This window comes from Psychrobium sp. MM17-31 (assembly GCF_022347785.1).
Classification (GTDB): domain Bacteria; phylum Pseudomonadota; class Gammaproteobacteria; order Enterobacterales; family Psychrobiaceae; genus Psychrobium.
The window spans coordinates 71760-90580 of record NZ_JAKRGA010000008.1 but is presented as its reverse complement, the minus strand read 5'-3'; the positions used below and the strand labels follow the sequence as shown (position 1 = coordinate 90580).

At 42.1% G+C, this 18821-nt stretch carries 12 protein-coding genes; 8 read left to right on the top strand and 4 right to left on the bottom strand.

Translation table 11 applies throughout. The annotated features are described in order from the left end of the window. Positions 1-119 precede the first annotated feature (119 nt). From MHM98_RS18985 to MHM98_RS18325, 7 genes are all read left to right on the top strand, one after another. The gene (locus tag MHM98_RS18985) at positions 120-4925 is read left to right on the top strand and encodes an Ig-like domain-containing protein (protein WP_239440854.1); all 4806 of its coding nucleotides are present in this window, start codon (positions 120-122) and stop codon (positions 4923-4925) included. A 103-nt stretch (positions 4926-5028) separates the two neighbouring features. Beyond that, positions 5029-7200 (top strand): type I secretion system permease/ATPase, encoded by a 2172-nt coding sequence (locus tag MHM98_RS18350; RefSeq protein WP_239440853.1) that lies wholly within the window; start codon positions 5029-5031, stop codon positions 7198-7200. Then, positions 7197-8570 (top strand): HlyD family type I secretion periplasmic adaptor subunit, encoded by a 1374-nt coding sequence (locus tag MHM98_RS18345; protein ID WP_239440852.1) that lies wholly within the window; start codon positions 7197-7199, stop codon positions 8568-8570. The genes MHM98_RS18350 and MHM98_RS18345 overlap by 4 nt, the downstream gene beginning before the upstream one ends. A gap of 17 nt (positions 8571-8587) precedes the next feature. Continuing rightward, positions 8588-10012, top strand: coding sequence for a TolC family outer membrane protein (locus tag MHM98_RS18340; RefSeq protein ID WP_239440851.1), 1425 nt, complete (start codon positions 8588-8590; stop codon positions 10010-10012). Beyond that, a complete protein-coding gene (locus tag MHM98_RS18335; RefSeq protein ID WP_239440850.1) occupies positions 10009-10608 on the top strand; it encodes an OmpA family protein in 600 nt (199 codons plus the stop codon). The genes MHM98_RS18340 and MHM98_RS18335 overlap by 4 nt, the downstream gene beginning before the upstream one ends. Positions 10609-10616: 8 nt before the next feature. Then, entirely contained in the window at positions 10617-11318 is a 702-nt protein-coding gene (locus MHM98_RS18330) for a transglutaminase-like cysteine peptidase (protein ID WP_239440849.1), read from the top strand. A 7-nt stretch (positions 11319-11325) separates the two neighbouring features. Next, the gene (locus tag MHM98_RS18325; protein WP_239440848.1) at positions 11326-13260 is read left to right on the top strand and encodes an EAL domain-containing protein; all 1935 of its coding nucleotides are present in this window, start codon (positions 11326-11328) and stop codon (positions 13258-13260) included. 60 nt (positions 13261-13320) lie between these two features. Here MHM98_RS18325 and MHM98_RS18320 read toward each other — a convergent pair whose 3' ends face one another. After that, complete coding sequence (locus tag MHM98_RS18320) at positions 13321-14445, bottom strand: M14-type cytosolic carboxypeptidase (protein WP_239440847.1); 1125 nt, start codon at positions 14443-14445, stop codon at positions 13321-13323. Between the two features lie 117 nt (positions 14446-14562). Further along, entirely contained in the window at positions 14563-14925 is a 363-nt protein-coding gene (locus MHM98_RS18315) for a hypothetical protein (RefSeq protein ID WP_239440846.1), read from the bottom strand. Positions 14926-15305: 380 nt separating this feature from the next. On the opposite strand from MHM98_RS18315, the gene pheA reads away from it, so the two are divergent. Then, positions 15306-16499 carry a prephenate dehydratase gene (gene pheA, locus MHM98_RS18310; RefSeq protein ID WP_239440845.1) on the top strand — a complete coding sequence of 398 codons (1194 nt, stop codon included), beginning with the start codon at positions 15306-15308 and terminating at the stop codon, positions 16497-16499. A 72-nt stretch (positions 16500-16571) separates the two neighbouring features. On the opposite strand, the gene tyrA is transcribed toward pheA, so the two are convergent. Continuing rightward, positions 16572-17708, bottom strand: a complete 1137-nt coding sequence (gene tyrA, locus MHM98_RS18305) for a bifunctional chorismate mutase/prephenate dehydrogenase (RefSeq protein WP_239440844.1) — start codon at positions 17706-17708, stop codon at positions 16572-16574. Continuing rightward, on the bottom strand, positions 17689-18786 hold the full coding sequence (locus MHM98_RS18300; protein ID WP_239440843.1) for a 3-deoxy-7-phosphoheptulonate synthase: 1098 nt from the start codon (positions 18784-18786) through the stop codon (positions 17689-17691). The genes tyrA and MHM98_RS18300 overlap by 20 nt, the downstream gene beginning before the upstream one ends. Between the last annotated feature and the right edge of the window lie 35 nt (positions 18787-18821).

Sequence of the window (18821 nt, the reverse complement as noted above, 5' to 3'; positions counted from 1 at the left end):
TTGATACAACAGGTCCGGGTATTGACCCTGTTAATCCTGATAACAATCAGGCACCGGTACTTACTATTGCTGAAGCAAGCAACAACGTTAACGTTGATGAAGCCAGTGACGGTGTCGCGGTGAGCATCGCGGTGCCGACAGGCACTCAAAAAGGCGATGTTATTACCCTCACCCTCACCCAACCGGGTGGCGGCAATGTTGAGATTAAACACACCATCGCTGATACGTGGGATGAAAGTTCACCAATTGTCGTGACCATTCCTGTTAATGATATTAGCAGCAACGGTCTATTTAACGACGGTGACTACGATGTGAGTGCTATCGTGACCGATGCAGCAGGTAATAATTCAATTAAAGGTGAGAGCGAATTTACCCTTGATACCGCCGTTATTACAAAACCTGTAGTTAACATAAAAGGTATCAATGCAAGTGAAAATGATTTCACTATTGATGAAGATGAGATCAAGAATGAATCGAATGAGAACGTTATCGCGGTTTCTGTAGAACTTCCACATGGTACTGCTATTGGTGATACAGTTAAATTGATTGTTCCAACGACAATTAATGCCTCAGGTTTTATTAATGCTGTAATTCCAAATGGCACCGATCTAACTAAGCCGTTTGATATTGAAATCCCTGCACCAATCGATGGCGATTATAGTATTTCAGCTCAAATTATCGATTCATCTGGCCAATCTAGCTTAATCAGCGATGTAGTTAATTTTGCAATAGAAACATCAGCACCGACAGTGACGTTAACTGGACCAAATAATGCAGATGTTATTGAAGGAGAGGATTCAAACCTTTTTACAGTTACGCTAAGCAAAGAAGTTCCAGCTGGGGAAATCGTTAAAGTTTATCTGAAGTATTCTGGTGACGCAGAGGAAGGTAAAGACTTTACAGGTGTTCCTTATGTCGAAATAACAGGAGGAAACACTTCGGTAACATTCGACATTTCTACACTAGACGATAGTGTTTTAGAGTTAGATGAAACATTAATAGTAACGCTCGACAAAGTTGAAGATAGTAATAACTCTTCAGGTACGGCAGGGTTCCACCTACTTCCGACAATTGATACTTCTAACTCTTCGAGTTCGCTAACTATCAAGCCTGATAGTGAAAAAGATGCTCCGGAATTCTCCATTTCCGGTCCAGCTCAAATTATCGATGATGGCCCAATCACTTTTAATATCAGTATATCTGATGACCCGACTGTCGCATTTCGCCCAGGTAGGCCTGCACTCGCTGTGAGGCTCCAATTTGAGGCAATAGATCCAGCAACAGGAGAGGTTGTTACTTATACTGAAGGACGTAATATTCTCTTCTACGTTGGAGATACAACCAGGCAGTATACACTCGAGTCTATTTCTGAAGAATTCCCTGCGAATATTACGTCTCTGACCGCAAGAATATTAGAAGTCAGAGCCCGTTCGACGAATGATTGGGGTGGATACGAAGCTGAACCAGTCATTTCCGCTACAAGCGGTTCGATTGACGTACCAATTAATATTATTCCGTTTGAAATATCTGATGCTGTTGATGAGTCAGACGACTATAGTGCTACAGTGATCAAAGGAACTGGTGGCTTCGAAGGAAAGCTCGTTCAATTGGTGGACCCAAATGGAGTCGTATTTGGTGAAACACTAGTTGCGGCAGATGGCTCATGGGAAATTGACGTAGATAATACCACACTAGAAAACCAAGCCCATCAGCTAAAAGCGGTAATGTTTAATGATGCAGATGTTGCGAGTGGCATTTATCAAGAATCTGAAGCTATTTTATTTACTCGTTCAAATGAAGAAATTACATCGACTCAAAGTGCTAATATTAATGGTATAAGCCAAGAGTACATTTTCACTGGTAACGACAATGACACAATTAATATTTCACTTGATACATCAAATCAAGTGGTAGTTGATGGTGGCGCTGGAGATGCTGATAAAGTTGTTATCGACGGATTTACCAATGAGTTTGTGTCAGGAAAGAATGCAGCGGGACATACAACCTTAACATACGTAGGCGTGGACCCAGACATCACGAAAGTCATAACATTAATTGATATTGAAACCGTTGCTTTTAAGGATAATGAAACACCAATTGATGTATTTGACAAATCTCGTGTAGTTATTTTGGATGGTGATGGCTACCTTGATAAACTAGATCTTAATGAAACAGTTTACATTGGTGGTCAGTTAGTTAACAACGAAGAGATTGTTAGTATTACGCTAGTAGGCAAGAATGAAGCAAACCAAACTGTTTCTTTTAATATCAAAAAAGAGTTTATCACGGTCGACGAGAATGGAAAGATAGATGCTCGTGCACACGAGATTGCCTCAAGAGGTTTCGCAAGTGGCGAAATTACCGTAATCATGTTTACGGACGGTAGTAATGATCAGATCAAAGATACAAGTCTAGTCACACTAGATCCACCAGAAGCGACCGCTACTATCACTCACATCAGTGAAGATAATGGTATTTCTGATTCGGACTTTATCACTCAAGACAACCAAATCACAATATTTGGTGCCCTCGATAAGGCACTCGAATCTGATGAAACACTGCAATTACGAGTTAATCAACAATGGATTACCATTCCAAGTTCATCTATTACTCCTGCGAGCGATGGTTCTGGGTTCATTTGGAGTTATAACGATGAAAGGTTCTTACCTGATGGAGAATACAAGTACGAAGCACGTGTAATCGATGAAACAGGCCTATATAGTCGCTCCTCACAGATAACAGTAGTTATAGACAAGGAAAACTTATTTAACAGTGGTTCAGAAGTTTCGGTTACTGGTGTATCAGCCGATACTGGCAAGTACACGGATGATTATGTAACAAGCGACAGTAACTTTACGCTTGAAGGACAGCTCACAAGAAAGCTTCAAGACGACGAAGTACTTCAGTTATTTGATGGTGAAAAATGGATTCAGATTTATCCTACGGAACGTTTAAATAGTGAAGGTGTTACTACTCATAGATGGTCTTACTCTACAAATGCTGATTTGCAAGATGGTGATTACCCTTATGAATTGAGAGTAATAACTAAATCTGGCCACCTGATCAGTTCAGTACAACAAACTGTTACTGTCGATACACAAGCGTCAACTGCTATTGTAGAAATGACTGGTATATCTCCGGATACAGGCGAGTCTGACAGTGATTTTATTACCAAACAGAATCAAGGTCTCGTGATTAGAGGTACTTTATCCACGGCTCTGACGTCCAATGAATACCTAGAAGTGAATATCGACGGTGTGTGGACACAAGTACCATCAGACCAAATTACCGAGATAGATGGTACTGTAAATTGGACATATACTGATGAACGAACATTACCAGATGGTGATTATGTTTATAGCTTTAGAGTCTCTGATTTAGCAGGTAACTCAACTATTGAGTTTACCAAGCCAATTTCCATAGACACTAATTCAGCTCCTCATACAGCAAGTACAGGTGCAGAAATTGGTAATCTGAAGCTTGTGGATGATGAAGGCACTAAGGATACCTTCTTAACCAAAGACACCACTATCGAAATTAAAGGTGAGCTATCTGCCAATATCATTAGAACCGACGATTCCTTAGAGGTGTTCTTAGACGGACAATGGCAACGCATTAATACAAATTCCCAGTATAAAGATGGCGTATTTGTCGGCGCAAACTGGAGATTAGATCTAAAAGATCGTGAACTTTCTGAAGGCAAACATGATTTTGAGTTTAGAGTTGTTGACACAGCTGGAAATATCACTGATAGCTTAACGCAATCAGTTGAGATTGATACAACAGCCGGCGCACCAAAAGTCACGATTGATTCAGGAGATGACCACTTTATTAATATTAAAGAGAGTCAGGACCCTATAGTCGTATCAGTAGATCTATCAGACCCAGCAATTCAAGAAGGCGATACACTTCACATCCGCTTTATGGTTGACGGTATTAATGCTGTAACAGATGAGATACCTGTTTCAGCAGAAATGTTAGAGAAAGATACATATTCGCTGAATTTACCAAATGAGGTAATCATTGATGGTAAAGTGATAACTGCAACAGTGTCAATTTCAGATCTGGCAGGTAATATACGTATACCTGATGCAGCACTTGTTACTATTGATTTAACAGCGCCAGAAGCACCGACAGTTAACTCACTGTCTACTTCTACTGTAAAACCGACTATTTCTGGCACCGCAGAAATGAGTAGCGGAGATTATCTCACTGTAAACATCTATAGTGGAACTGTACTGGTAGCTAGTTATGACTCTAAGAGTGAGCATTTGACAATTGACAATGATAGTTGGTCATTGACATTACCTAACGAACTAGCCAACGGCAGCTATACAGTTAAAGCGACCACTTCTGATGAGGCAGGAAATTCAACCGAGGACTCCTCTAGTGCAGTTCTAACTATAAACCCTCTAGCAGAACCACAATCATCACCAGAAGATGGACTTGTTACTAAATCATTAACGCCGCAATTAGCACCGGCAAGCAACGAATTCTTAATCGGTGACAATGGTGATGATGTAATGATTGACGGGCTAGATGCTCCACAAATGACACCGATGTCGGATGCAGGAGTATTAGTTGGCCACTCTGAAACTATCGAAGGCTTTGTATTAAATGAAGATAAACTCGATTTATCCGACTTAATAGCGCTTGACAACGCTACTGATTTGGAGAACTATCTATCCATTACATCTGATGAAAATAGCACCACTATTTCGGTAGACAAGGATGGCGAGCCTAGTCAAACAATAACGCTGGAAGGTGTTGATCTATCAAATGAATTACAACAAGGACAATCTGCTGTCATCAATACATTGTTCACTAATCTAGGGGATAAAGCATTGTTGAGTCCGAGTAATGCGAGTGATGAATCGGCATTAAATAGCAATTCATTGTTGGATGACGAGGATATTACCGAGTGATAAATAATGTGCTATATTGTTAATAAATAGCGTAAAAATGAAAAATGCCAATGCTTAATCGCATTGGCATTTTATCAACTTTAGAAGCACGAAGGTAATAACATTGCAGCCACAAGGAAAGTCACAGCCCCAATGGGCAATTTCACCGTCTCAGCGGGTTAATAGCGATCCTTTATTGGACTGTCTTGTAATCTTAACTGAGCATTTCGGAACCCCCTGCTCTGCTGAAGCGCTATCAGCGGGCCTCCCTATTACAGAAGCAGTTCTCTCTCCAGAACTTGTTCCTCAAGCGGCATCCCGTGCAGGCTTAACGGCAAAACTCAATCGTAAAGGCCTAGATGAAATACCTGGCATGTTATTGCCATGTATTCTCTTACTCAAAGATCAAAAAGCCTGTGTTTTGCAAGAACTCGATTTTGAAAAAGATCGCGCAATTATTTCGCTACCAGAAACGGGCGGGCAAGATGAACTTACGATTGCAGAATTAGAAACTCAATACGTAGGATATTTGTTTTTAATCAAACAACAATACCGCGGCGATAAACTACAAGATGTTCATCATTATCAGCACAAAGAACATTGGTTATGGGCATCGATAAAAAGTGCAGCCAGCATTTATCGCGATGTAATCATTGCGACAATATTAATCAATATTTTTGCACTTGTTTCGCCGTTATTTGTCATGAACGTCTATGACAAGGTTGTGCCCAACTTAGCCTTTGAATCGTTGTGGGTGTTAGCGTTAGGTGCTGGCCTCGCTTACATATTTGACCTGCTTTTAAAACAGTTACGCGGCTACCTTATCGACGTTGCCGGCAAAAAGATTGACATAACTATGTCATCAAAACTGTTTTCTAAAGTCATCGGTATTCCGCTTGAAAAACGAAGCCCGAGTGTCGGTGGCACAGCTAAGCAAGTAAGTGAATTTGATACTATTCGCGATTTTTTATCTTCAGCAACAATCACCGCGATGGTTGATTTACCATTTGCCTTATTCTTCATGTTCATCATATGGCTAGTTGCTGGTGACCTTGTGATGTTCCCGATTATTGCAACGATTATTATCATCGGCTACACCCTACTCCTGCAGCCTAAACTTCGCCATGCTATCGAAGAGAGTAGTAAGTTCTCAAGCCTCCGTCACGGTCATTTGATCGAGAGTTTGAGCTCTATTGAGTCCATTAAAGCCAATGGCGCCGAAGGTATCGTGCAAAAAGCGTGGCAACAGATGCTTGGTCATACATCTAATTGGAATATGAAGTCGAAAAACATTTCGAATTCAGTTTCAAACGTTGCGAGTTTCGTGGTGCAGACAGCTGTTATCGGCGTTATCGTACTTGGCGTATATCGCGTATCAGAAAACCTCATTTCCATGGGGGCAATTATTGCGTCTGTAATGTTATCTAGCCGCGCAATCTCACCAATGGCTAAAATAGCTGGCTTACTGACTCGCTCAAATCATACTTTAACGGCAATGTCCGCTATTAACACCTTGATGGAAACCGAGGAAGAATTTGACAACAAAGGACAACTTGTAAGCATTGCGCGCTTAAAGGGTCACATCAATGCAGAGCAATTTGGCTTTACTTACCCAGAGATGGAAAAACCCGCACTCTATCCAATGTCGATTAAGATCGAGCCTGGCGAAAAAGTTGCGATCATTGGCCGTAATGGTTCCGGAAAAACAACCCTTGCTAAGGTACTTCTGGGACTTTACCAACCATCTACGGGATCGCTGCAATTTGACGGCGTTAATCATGGGCAAATTCACCCAAGTGATTTAAGACGTAATTTCGGTTATTTGCCACAAGAAGTAACACTATTTCACGGTACCATCCGCGATAATATCTTGTTCGGCACCCGACAAGTTACTGAATATCAATTAATTCGCGCCGTTCAGCTGTCAGGCGTTAGTTTATTTACCGATCTCGAAAGCGAAGGCTTAGATATGCAAGTCGGCGAAGGTGGCCAAGCATTATCACGCGGGCAGCGCCAAAGTGTTTCTTTAGCACGAGCAATTTTAAACGATCCCCCTATTCTGCTACTTGATGAACCGACAGCGAGTCTTGATGCTCGAGCTGAAAATCAGTTTATCCGCTCTATGAAACTCACGGGTAAAGATCGTACTATGTTGTTAATTACTCATAAGATGCACCTTCTAAATTTAGTCGACCGAATTATTGTCCTAGATAAAAACCGACTCATTGCCGATGGGCCTCGCGACGCTGTATTAGAGAAGCTCAAAGCCGGTACCTTGGGAGGTGAAAAGAAATGAAAATAACCCAACAAGATATCGAAATGGCAGACGATGTATACGGTGCGATGCTTACACAAGCACCAAGTATTCACCGTCTTACTATATGGGCACTAGCCGCACTCATTTTGACCTTTATTATTTGGGCTTACTTTGCCTCATTAGAACAAGTTACCTCAGGTGAAGGTAAGGTCATCCCTTCATCACAAACCCAAATTGTTCAAAGCTTAGATGGCGGTATATTAGAAGAGCTTTACGTCACCGAAGGGATGCCAGTTACCAAAGGACAACCTATCGCGCGTATCGACGATACTCGTTTTCAATCAGATGTAAATCAGCAAAAGCAGGAAGTAGATAGTTTACGCGCAAACATTATTCGATTGCGTGCCGAGCTCAGTAGTATTTTAGTAGGTGATGACAGTAACTGGCGTTTACAGATCAAAATAGCCAAGAAAGACACCATCTTCACCGAAGAGCTAAAACAAAAGATGCCAGAGTTAGTGGCTCGTCAACAGCAGGAATACAATGGCCGCCTAGATAGCCTTGTCAACCAATTGGCAATTCAAGGCACAAAGATCGAGCAAAAGACACAAGAAATCCAAGAATTAGATTCAAAGATCTCAACATTAAAACGCAGCTATGAATTTGCTAACAAAGAGCTTTCTCTTACAAGGCCATTAGCGGAGAAAAATATCATTCCAGAGGTCGAGCTACTTAAACTAGAACGAAATGTAAATGATATTCAAGGTGAGTTAGAAGGCGTACAGCTATTACGTCCTAAATCAGAGTCATCACTCAATGAAACTATTCTTCAACGTCGAGAAACGGCACTAAAATATCGTACTGATACTCGTGCTGAGCTCAATAAAATGCAAGCAGAATTATCGCGCATGAATGAGGCTCAAGTCGGTGTACAAGATAAAGTAGAAAAAGCTTTAATGACTTCTCCTGTTGTTGGTACAATAAAAACTATACATATCAATACTCTTGGCGGTGTAATTACTCCAGGGCAACCCCTGATGGAAATAGTGCCCACCCAAGACAAGTTATTGATAGAAGCGAAAATCAAGCCACAAGACATCGCATTCTTACATCCTGGCCTCCCCGCCATTGTAAAGGTCACGGCTTACGACTTTGCCAAGTACGGTGGTTTACACGGCAAAGTAGAACACATCAGTGCTGATACAACACAGGATGACAAAGGTAATAGCTTTTATGTTATTCGAGTACGCACTGAATCATCGAGTATTATTAAAAAAGATAAAACGGAACTTCCTATTATCCCAGGGATGATGACAACCGTTGATGTCATTACGGGAAAACGCACTGTATTGGAATATATTCTCAACCCGGTATTGAGAGCCAAACAATCTGCGTTACGAGAACAGTAAATTTAAAGGACTGTAGTATGCTATTTGAGAGATCTTCATCGAAAAACGCATTCAAGCGTTATTCTTTGATTGCTTGTGCCTTGTTTGGCACTGCGCTAACGGCGCCACTTACACATGCCCAAACGCTTGAACAGGCTGTAGCACAAGCTTTAGATAATAATCCAGATCTGCGCATCGCATTAACCCGATTTAAAGTCGCGGAAGAGCGTATCAAACAGGCAAAAGCTGGCTACCTACCAACCGTTGATTTAACTGCCGGCTATGGCCATGAAGAAACCGATAGTCCAGGCACACGACGCGGTATATATGCCACCAATGGCGACGAAGGACAAGCTGGATTGCGTCGCGGTGAGTTTTCGCTAAGTATTCGCCAAATTTTATTTGACGGTTTTTATACCAGCACAGACAGCTCGCGCACCGAGCGCGAAGCAAGCTCTGAGCAGTGGACACTGATGTCAACGGCGGAAGATTTAGCCCTTGATGTAGCAAAAGTTTATAACGAAGTGCTTAAGAATCAGGAAATTTTATCGCTATCTGAAAAAAACCTGCAATCTCACCAAGAAATTTACGAGCAAATCAAAGAGCGTACAGAGTCTGGTCTTGGTAGTATTGCTGATTTATCACAAGTAACAGGCCGTTTAGCCCGTGCCAATGTTAACTTGATTTCAGCTACCAATAACTACCGCGATAGCGTGTCTAAGTTCGTAAAACTGGTCAATCACGAGCCAAAAGATTTAATAGTTCCTGTGCCTGATGCCGATATGGTGCCAAGCACAGAACAAGTGGGTTTAACCGATGCCCTTAAGAACCACCCTGTCATAAAATCAGCAGAGAACGATGTTGAAGCGGCGCGTTACGCCCGTGAGACCTTTACCTCGAGTTTCTACCCAACCTTTACGTTAGAAGTCAGCGCTAACGCTAACAATAACGTTTCTGGTGAAGAAGGTATCGATCGTTTCAATAATGACATTGGCGGCCACAACAACAACGCATCGGCAATGATCCGCATGCGCTATAACCTTTATGCCGGGGGCCGCAATGCTGCTCAATCGCGTGCAGCTGCTTATCAAATTGCAGAAGCGGTCGAGCTAAACAGTAAAGCGCACCGCGACGTCACCGAAGGTTACGCACTGGCGTGGAATGCCTACGAATTGTTGACGATGCAATTGCAATTTATTCAGCAACACGTTGACTCATCAAAACAAACTCAAGCCGCTTATGAGCAACAGTTTAGACTGGGCCAGCGTAGCCTTCTTGATTTACTAGATACCGAAAACGAGCTTTTTGAAGCTCGCAAAGACTATCTAGAAGCAAATTATCAGAACATCGATGCCCAATATCGACTTCTTAATGCAACAGGAAAACTATTAGATTCATTACGCGTCACTCGCTCTAGCTTATGGGCCGGTGAAGACAGCTATGAAGGAGGCGTAGAGCAATGAGAAACCTTACTTTAGCAATCGCGTTATTAGCGCTAACCGGCTGTGGAGCCACCGATGTTATCGACATCAACCAAGCCGTTATTCAAAAACACAATCTCGAAGATCTCGATGCCGATGGCGTGATCGAAGCTCGTGAGAAATGTGCTGATACCTTCTTAGGGGCCACAATCGATAACTACGGCTGCAGCAGCATCAAACGCATTGACGATAGCATTACATTAAACATTAACTTCGCCAATAATTCAGCAGAAATATCTCAAGCTGATTTTGCCAAAATTAAAGAAGTTAGTGATTTTATGAACAAGTTCCCAGGCAGCCACGTGACGATAGAAGGCCACTGTAGCCGTCAAGGCTCTGCTGAGTTAAATCAAAAGCTCTCTGAAAAACGCGCGAATGCTGTCGCTAATGTATTAAAGAATCAATATGGCATTCCAGCATTTAGAGTTGCTGCGGTAGGTTATGGTTTCGATAAGCTATTAGACGAAAGCGATACGCCTGAGGCACATTCTAAAAACCGCCGCATCGTCGCATCACTGTCAGGTACTGAACAATCTACTGCGATGAAGTGGACTATTTATACGGCAGATGGACTTTAGAATAATACATGGAGCCCCTGCAGCGTAACAAAGGAATGAAATGGCCACTCAAGCTCGCGCTGGTGTCCTCTTTGCTAACGTTTGGGCTCTATGCAAAATCAGGCAGTAACATCGACAACCAAAAGGTTATCGAAGCATTAAAGAAAAACTATGGAGAGCGCGCAGGAAAACGCGGTAATGCGTGGGTGAAGATACTTACTCAAGACAAAGCGCTTTCAGAACGTGACAAACTGGAAAAAGTTAATCGATTCTTTAACTATTTTCGCTTTGTTGACGATATAAAATTATGGGGTGTAAAAAACTATTGGGCGACTCCCATTGAGTTTATTGGGGTGAATGGCGGTGATTGTGAAGATTACTCTATTGCCAAATATTACACCTTGTTAGAGTTGGGGGTTCCGGATGAAAAAATGCGGATTACCATGGTTAAGGCGCTGCGTTTAAATCAATATCATATGGTTTTGGCTTACTATGAAACGCCAGCATCAGTACCGCTAATACTAGATAATATAGACGGTAAAATAAAACCTGCAACTCAACGATCAGATTTATTACCCGTGTACAGCTTTAATGGTACACAGTTATGGTTAAATAAAGAAAAAGGACGTGGTGTTCTTGCTGGTGATTCCAAGCGCTTAAAGCGTTGGACAAGCCTCAAACAACGCCTTGGCGTAAACAACCTAAAACAGCCTAAGTTAAAATTGGAGTAACACAGCAATGACCCTGTTTCAACAGATCAACTCACTGTTATTTGGACTCTTTTTACTTGTTATGTCGAGTATTGTCTATTTTCAGTTTACTGAAACAAAAGACTTTATGGCACAACAAATGGAGTCTGATTTAAATAACACGAGCACATCACTGAGTCTCATGCTAAAGCCACATTTAGAAACTGGCGATTTAGTAGGTGCTGAAACACTAATTAACGTTGTGTTTGAAGGTGGCTTCTATCGACGTGTAACACTGACATGGTTAGTTGATAACAAACAGCAAACATGGGAAAACCCTGTTGTTGTTGACGAAGTCCCATCCTGGTTTACAGATCTCAACTTATTTGAAGCTCAGACGAAAGAAAGCCTTATAACATCTGGTTGGATGCAATTGGCCAAATTAGAAATCGAAGCTCACCCTGGCCTTGGTTATCGCGAACTTTGGCGCATTATGAATGATACGCTTCTAGTATTATCAGCGCTGTTTATCGTATCGCTGGTTGTTCTTCGTTTGCGCCTAACGCAAATTCTCAAGCCGCTCAATGAAATTGCAGAGCACGCCAAAGGCATCGCGCAACGTAAGTTCCATAAAGATATGGCGCTGCCATCGACGTCAGAGTTAAAAGACGTGGTTATCTCAATTAACTCAATGTCGAATCAGCTTAAGAAAGTCTTTAATACCTTGGACAATGAAGTCGATACACTGCGTAAGGATAGCTTAGTCGATCGCGTGTCAAATCTTCCAAATCGTCAATACTTAACTGCACAGCTCAACAGCTGGCTTAGCGAGCCAGGTTACGGCGGTTTAATTCTTGCTAAATTCGATTGGCTTGAAGAGATTCATAGTAAATACGGCTATCAGGTGCGTGATGAAACCATCAAGGTGCTTGCAGAAGCCATGCAACAACAACTACCTAAGGTTGCAGAGTCGGTGATTGCCCGTATCGCTAATGGTGAGTTTGCCTTCTTGATCACCAAAGGCGACGAAGATCAAATGAAGAGTTACGTGCAGACGTTGGTACGCCTCATCAATCAAGAAATGTCGAAAGCTGGTTGTGAGCCAAATAGCGACTTCTATCTAGGTGTAAGCATGCGTGAGAACGACATGAAGCCATCTGACTTACTATCGCAATCTGACAACGCGCTACAACAGGCGACTAAAGAGCAAAAAACGATTCTATGGTTTGATAGCAAGAAGCAACAACACAAGTTCTCACGTGAAGAGTGGCGCAAAAAACTTACTCATGCCATTAACAGCAATCGCTTTGTATTCCAATGGCAACCTGTGCACAAGATGAATAGTAGTGACGTATTACAACGTGAAGTGTATTGTCGTCTAAACGTTGATGGCAAAGTGCTAAACGCGGGTGTATTCATGCCATATGTTGAGCTACTTTCATTAGGTAATGAGCTAGATAAGTGCATCTTAAAATCTATCGTTAACAACAATATCTTGGCAAAAACCCATGAACCTATTGCCGTTAACTTAACCGCAGATAGTGTTAAAGATACTAAGTTCCACCAATGGCTAGCCTTGTTCCTACAAAGCTCAACTAACTCACACAAGATCCAGTTTGAGATCCCAGAATCTGTAGTAAGCAGTAATTTAGATGAGTGTATTGCACTATGTGAAACAGTTAAAGAATATGGTTCTAACTTTGGTATCGACCAATGTGGTCGCCGAATTGGCTCACTAAACTACCTACAGCAAGTTAAACCTACTTACGTTAAACTTGACCAATCATTCTCGTTCTACAGCAAAACTGAGCAAAACAGCGAGCTGTGTCGTGCTCTGGTTAATGTTGCAAAAGGTATTGGTATTGAAGTTATCGTTACTGCCATTGAAGACGAAAAACAACTGGCTAACTTTAACTCACTACACCCTCACGGTTATCAAGGATTCATTTACCCACCAGTGGAAATTGACCCACACGAAACCTAATCAGTGGACACAAAAAAGGAGCGTTTATCGCTCCTTTTTATTGCTAAGTTTTGATATGCCTTAAAGTTTAGGCATTGTTTGATAAAGCGCATTTAAACAAGCTTTGCCTAGCTCCTGAGAGCGAGCTGGTGACCAGCCAAAGTCTTCGTCAGGCGTTTCTACCGTATCTTTAAATGGCATTTCTAAGGTCATCACTAAGCAGCCAAACGCCTGTGCTAAATAATTAGTGCCCACAGTCATCAACGCCTCACCCGGCTTATCGATGTCATAACCAATTTTATTTTGGAAATCAGGGCTAGCATTAATCAGTGCCTGCTGATAAAAATCAAGTAGCGCCTGACGGTCTTCATTCCAATCAGCAATACCTTCAGAGCCAGCAATAAAGTTGTATGGTAGCGCTTCGTCACCGTGTACATCTAAACAAAAATCCATTCCTGTTTGTTCCATTTTCTCGCGCACGAGATAAACTTCAGGGCTACGATCCATAGATGGCTCTAACCACTCACGATTTAAGTTCGCACCAGCTGCATTGGCACGCAGATTACCGCGCTTACTGCCATCAGGATTCATGTTCGGTACAACGTAAAACACGGCCTTGTTTAGCAATGCTTTTGAAATGGGGTCATCTTGATCTAGCAAGGCGGCCAACATGCCTTCCATCCACCACTCGGCCATTGTTTCGCCAGGATGCTGACGAGCAATCATCCAGCACACCTTTTTGCCGTCGCCATCACTGCCGATTTTAAGTAAGTCCATATCTTGGCCATCAACGGTTTGTCCAAGCAGCATATGCTCTACATTGTCATGCATTTGCGCTTGTGCAATTAAATCGTGGTGACGCTCCATTGAATAAGGCGCAAAATAAGCGTAATAGACGCTGTCACACTCAGGTTGATGCTTAATCACTAACTGTTTGCCATCGTAGTGCGTTTCAACGCGGAACCATGTTTCACGATCATATGAAGCTACAGCTTGGTAATCATCCCAACCTTCAAGATATGAACATTGATGGGCATTAGTAATACACATGGTTACAGGCTTGTTTTTAGCACCAGTTAAGCGGTAGTGAAACCATTGGCTGTATTCAGCATTAGAGTCTTTACGAATGGCTAGGCGGATATTTTGGCTATCTTCAACCGATAGAACCTCGATATTTCCGCTATCGAAATTTTGAGTAATTTTCATAATAGATCCACGATGTCTGCCCATATAAAACAGCAAGGGCGTTAAGAATTTTTCAGCGTAGATCATAACAGCCATAGTAATAAGTTACTATGGCTGCCTTGAGGAATGAAAGATGATTTAAAGCTTGTGTGCGAGAAGTTGTTCACTGACTAAATAAAGTTCATCAGATTCAATAATCGCGGCTTCGCCGTCGATACGTATTGCTAAGATCCGCCCTTTCATTGTCCAACCATCAGCTAATGAAATATTTAGCACTCGCTGTTGCTGTGTTAACTCTGACAACGCAATATTACTTTTACTACTCAGCTTAGCAATATCTTCGAGCGACTTAATCCTCAATTGGACGTTTTCTTTCGCGGTTATCTCACCGACTTTGAAATTGATTTGATTGGCGTTTAATGAAAAGACATCGTTTTCCATCGACACCGCATTGGCAGTAGCGCTAAATAGCGCGAATACAAATAGTAGAACTTTATCCATTATAGCTCCTCATTGGCAGACAACATTAACCTCGAAATTAGTTAGTTATAAATCCTGTATAACAACTTGTTTAATGATGTAACGACTTTATTTATAACCGAACTAATTGCGAATTACCAACTCAGAGTTCTAAAATTAAACATATATAAAACAATGAATTAAACATCCAAAAGAGCTATCTTCTTGAAAACAAAGCGACAAAAAAAATGATAAAAAAAATTCGCGTTTAATAATCTGTATGAAAAACAATCGACATAAAATATCCCCCAGATTTTACCTTAGAACTCTTACGACTAAACAATTGTAAATATGTGTTGACAGCAAGGTTTACACCCCCTAAATTCAAGGTAATTTATGACGTATTACTCAGAGGAATAAACATGAGTGACAAGGTCGTGCTTTCAGAAGTACGCGAAAAAATAACCGCCCTGGACCAACAGCTTTTAACGCTTCTAGGCGAACGCCGTCAGCTGAGTCTGAGCGTCGCACAATCTAAGATCGATACCGTTAAAGCCGTTCGCGATACTGAGCGTGAGGAGCAACTACTGATTGATCTCATCCAGCGCGGTCACAAGCTGGGTTTAGATGCGCACTACGTCTCAAAATTATTCCACGTTATCATCGAAGACTCGGTGCTCAACCAACAAGCCTGGTTGCAAGAGCGCGCTAATCATCAACACGAATCACCTATTGCCCGTGTCGCATTTCTGGGCTCAAAGGGCTCTTATAGTTACCTAGCTTGTCACCGCTACTTTTCTCGCCGCGTCGAAGATATTATCGAGCTAGGTTGTGACTCATTTAGTGACATAGTTACAAAGGTAGAATCTGGCCAAGCTGAATTTGGTTTACTACCAATTGAGAACACCAGTTCTGGCAGCATTAATGAAGTTTATGATGTGCTGCAACACACTTCACTATCAATTGTTGGCGAATTAACCCAACCAGTTGAACACTGCTTAGTCACGGCCGACAACAGCAGTATTGAGCATATAGATACCGTTTACTGTCACGTTCAGCCATACCAACAATGTTCTCAGTTTTTGAGTAAACATAAAGGTATTAAATTTGAATTTGTTGAAAGTACCGCGGCAGCGATGGAGCAAGTTGCGACATTAAATACGCCTAACGTGGCGGCGATTGCCTCACAAGAAGGTGGCAAGCTCTATGGCTTGAACGCTATTGAGCGTAATATCGCTAATCAACAAGAGAACCACAGCCGCTTTATTGTTGTAGCGCGTAAGGCGGTGGAAGTTGCCGTACAAATTCCGGCTAAAACGACCTTTATTATGTCGACCCATCAAACAACTGGTGCCTTAGTTGATGCATTACTCGTACTTAAAAACAACGGTATTAGCATGACTAAATTAGAGTCGCGCCCTATCCAAGGTAACCCGTGGGAAGAGATGTTCTATATCGATGTCGATTGCAATCTGCACCACGCAAGTATGCAACAAGCCCTCAATGAACTAAATAGTATCGCCAAGGATATTAAGATCTTAGGGTGTTACCCTTCTGAGACTATTCAAGCTACACCAATTCCTGACGTATTACTCGATAGTAATACACCAGTGTAACCCCTTATAAAAATGAAAAGGCCCCTTGAAATATCGAGGGGCCTTTTCGATTGTGCTTTACTCATCTTAACGCTACACAGCACGGCTATCATGCGCTTGCATTAGCAGCTGTTTCGATTCATCTAAGAATTGTTGAGAGTAATCGCCAAACCATTGCGATACTTCTTTAAATGCTTGGATGAACCCTTCTCTATCACCATTTACTAACATCGTATTAGCATGTTCAAAACGCGATAAGTAACGAGAAAACATCTTAGTATTCTCATTAGATGAGAAAATAATGTCGGCGTACAGCTGAGAATCTTGCGCAAACAAACGTCCTACCATAGCTAACTCTAAGCGATAGATTGGCGAGCTATAATCAAGCAGCTGCTCCATATTTGGATTTTCTGCCGCAAGATGTTGTCCGTAAACGAAGGTAGTAAAATGGCGCATGCCCTGTACTAACGTCATCGCATTGTCGTGTTCTTGTGGATCAGCCAAGGTTAACTTAGCGCCCCAAATGCCAATTTGCTCTAACAACCAAGCATATTTTTCCGGTGAGCGGCCATCACAATAAATAATAACCTGTTTGGCTAAGCTCGCAACATCAGGACCAAACATTGGATGCAGGCCTAGCACTGGCCCCGCATGAACATTAAGCATATGCTCTAACGGCTTGCCTTTCGTCGAGGTTAGATCCACCAGCACGCAGTCTGATGGCAGTCCAGATAATTGATCAATAATCTCGGTAGTTAAATTGATGGGCACAGAAACAATCACTAAGCCCGCATTGGCAAACAGCTCTGGCGCACTAGACCAATCGTCTTTATCTAACACCTTGACGTTATAGCCTGACAATTCGAGCATGCGCTTGAAGACACCACCCAGCTTGCCTCGACCACCGACAATAACCACATCACCTAAGTCTGGCTTAATACATTTAAAGCCAGTGTCTTTCTCACGATGATATGATTCACGCATTAAGCGGCGCAGAACATCTTCAATTAGATCACCGCCAACACCTGCCTCATCGGCTTCACTGCGGCGCTTTGCCAGCATAGCGGCTTCACGCTCTGGGGCATAAATTGGTACCCCAGCTTCACTTTTTACTTCACCAACTTCTGCAACCAACGACAAGCGTTTTGCAAGTAATTCAATTAACTGGCCATCGACTTCATCGATGGCATGTCGCAACTCGTCTAGAGCATCACACGACTTTTCGGACATCAACCTCTCCTGATACGCGTTGTTTTAGTGCTGAACCAATTTTTCCTGCGCCTTCAATCAACAGTTTTTCGGTATCTAACCAATTGATACAAGCATCGGTTACTGACACGCCATAGCGCAATTGATCTTTCGGCAGCGAACTCGATTGATTACCTTCAAACAAATGACTTTCTAGCATAATACCCATGATCGAGCGGTTACCAGCACAAATTTGCTCAAATATATCATTGGCAACTAAAGGTTGTCGCGTGTGATCTTTATTAGAGTTACCGTGACTGCAATCCACAACCAGCTTTGGCGTTAAACCAGCGCCAGTGATTTGTTGCTCAATATCTTGCACGTCTTGCGCTTCATAGTTTGGCGTTTTACCACCGCGTAAAATGATATGACCATCAGGATTACCCTGAGTTTGCATAAGTGCAACCTGCCCTTGCGTGTTAATTCCCATGAAACGATGTGAATGCATTGCCGATTCCATAGCATTAATCGCAACATTAATTTTGCCGTCAGTACCATTCTTAAAGCCGACAGGCATCGATAAACCACTGGCCATTTCACGGTGAGTTTGTGACTCAGTAGTACGCGCACCAATTGCTGACCAGCTAAATAACTCTGACAGGTATTGAGGACTAATAGGATCAAGCGCTTCAGTTGCCACTGGCAGCTCTAATTCAGCCAACCAAACCAATAACTCGCGCCCCAATTTAAGGCCTTCTTCTACTTCGAATGAATCATTCATGTGTGGATCATTAAGTAGACCTTTCCAGCCGACAGTGGTGCGTGGTTTTTCAAAGTAAATACGCATTACTAAGTACATATCATCTTTTAACTGCTCATGAAGCTCTTTCAGCTTTAAGGCGTATTCTTTAGCACTTTTAATATCGTGAATTGAGCAAGGTCCAGTCACCACCAGTAAGCGATGATCTTTGCCATGAATGATATTTGAAATCGTTTGACGCGCACCAGCAATGTAATTTGCGCCGGCCTCGCTTAATGGAATTTGTTGCTTTAACTGCGTTGGCGTAATTAAAACTTTTTCGGAACTTATATGGGTATTTTCTATTGATTGAGTGCTCATTATTGCTTTCCTGCGACATAACCTTATTGCTTTGA

Excerpts from the sequence above, each read along its gene's own strand:
- MHM98_RS18300 (WP_239440843.1), bottom strand. The coding sequence starts at position 18,786 with ATGAGCACTCAATCAATAGAAAATACCCATATAAGTTCCGAAAAAGTT.
- MHM98_RS18315 (WP_239440846.1), bottom strand. The coding sequence starts at position 14,925 with ATGGATAAAGTTCTACTATTTGTATTCGCGCTATTTAGCGCTACTGCC.
- pheA (WP_239440845.1), top strand. The coding sequence starts at position 15,306 with ATGAGTGACAAGGTCGTGCTTTCAGAAGTACGCGAAAAAATAACCGCC.
- MHM98_RS18325 (WP_239440848.1), top strand. The coding sequence starts at position 11,326 with ATGACCCTGTTTCAACAGATCAACTCACTGTTATTTGGACTCTTTTTA.
- tyrA (WP_239440844.1), bottom strand. The coding sequence starts at position 17,708 with ATGTCCGAAAAGTCGTGTGATGCTCTAGACGAGTTGCGACATGCCATC.
- MHM98_RS18320 (WP_239440847.1), bottom strand. The coding sequence starts at position 14,445 with ATGAAAATTACTCAAAATTTCGATAGCGGAAATATCGAGGTTCTATCG.
- MHM98_RS18335 (WP_239440850.1), top strand. The coding sequence starts at position 10,009 with ATGAGAAACCTTACTTTAGCAATCGCGTTATTAGCGCTAACCGGCTGT.
- MHM98_RS18330 (WP_239440849.1), top strand. The coding sequence starts at position 10,617 with ATGGAGCCCCTGCAGCGTAACAAAGGAATGAAATGGCCACTCAAGCTC.
- MHM98_RS18340 (WP_239440851.1), top strand. The coding sequence starts at position 8,588 with ATGCTATTTGAGAGATCTTCATCGAAAAACGCATTCAAGCGTTATTCT.
- MHM98_RS18345 (WP_239440852.1), top strand. The coding sequence starts at position 7,197 with ATGAAAATAACCCAACAAGATATCGAAATGGCAGACGATGTATACGGT.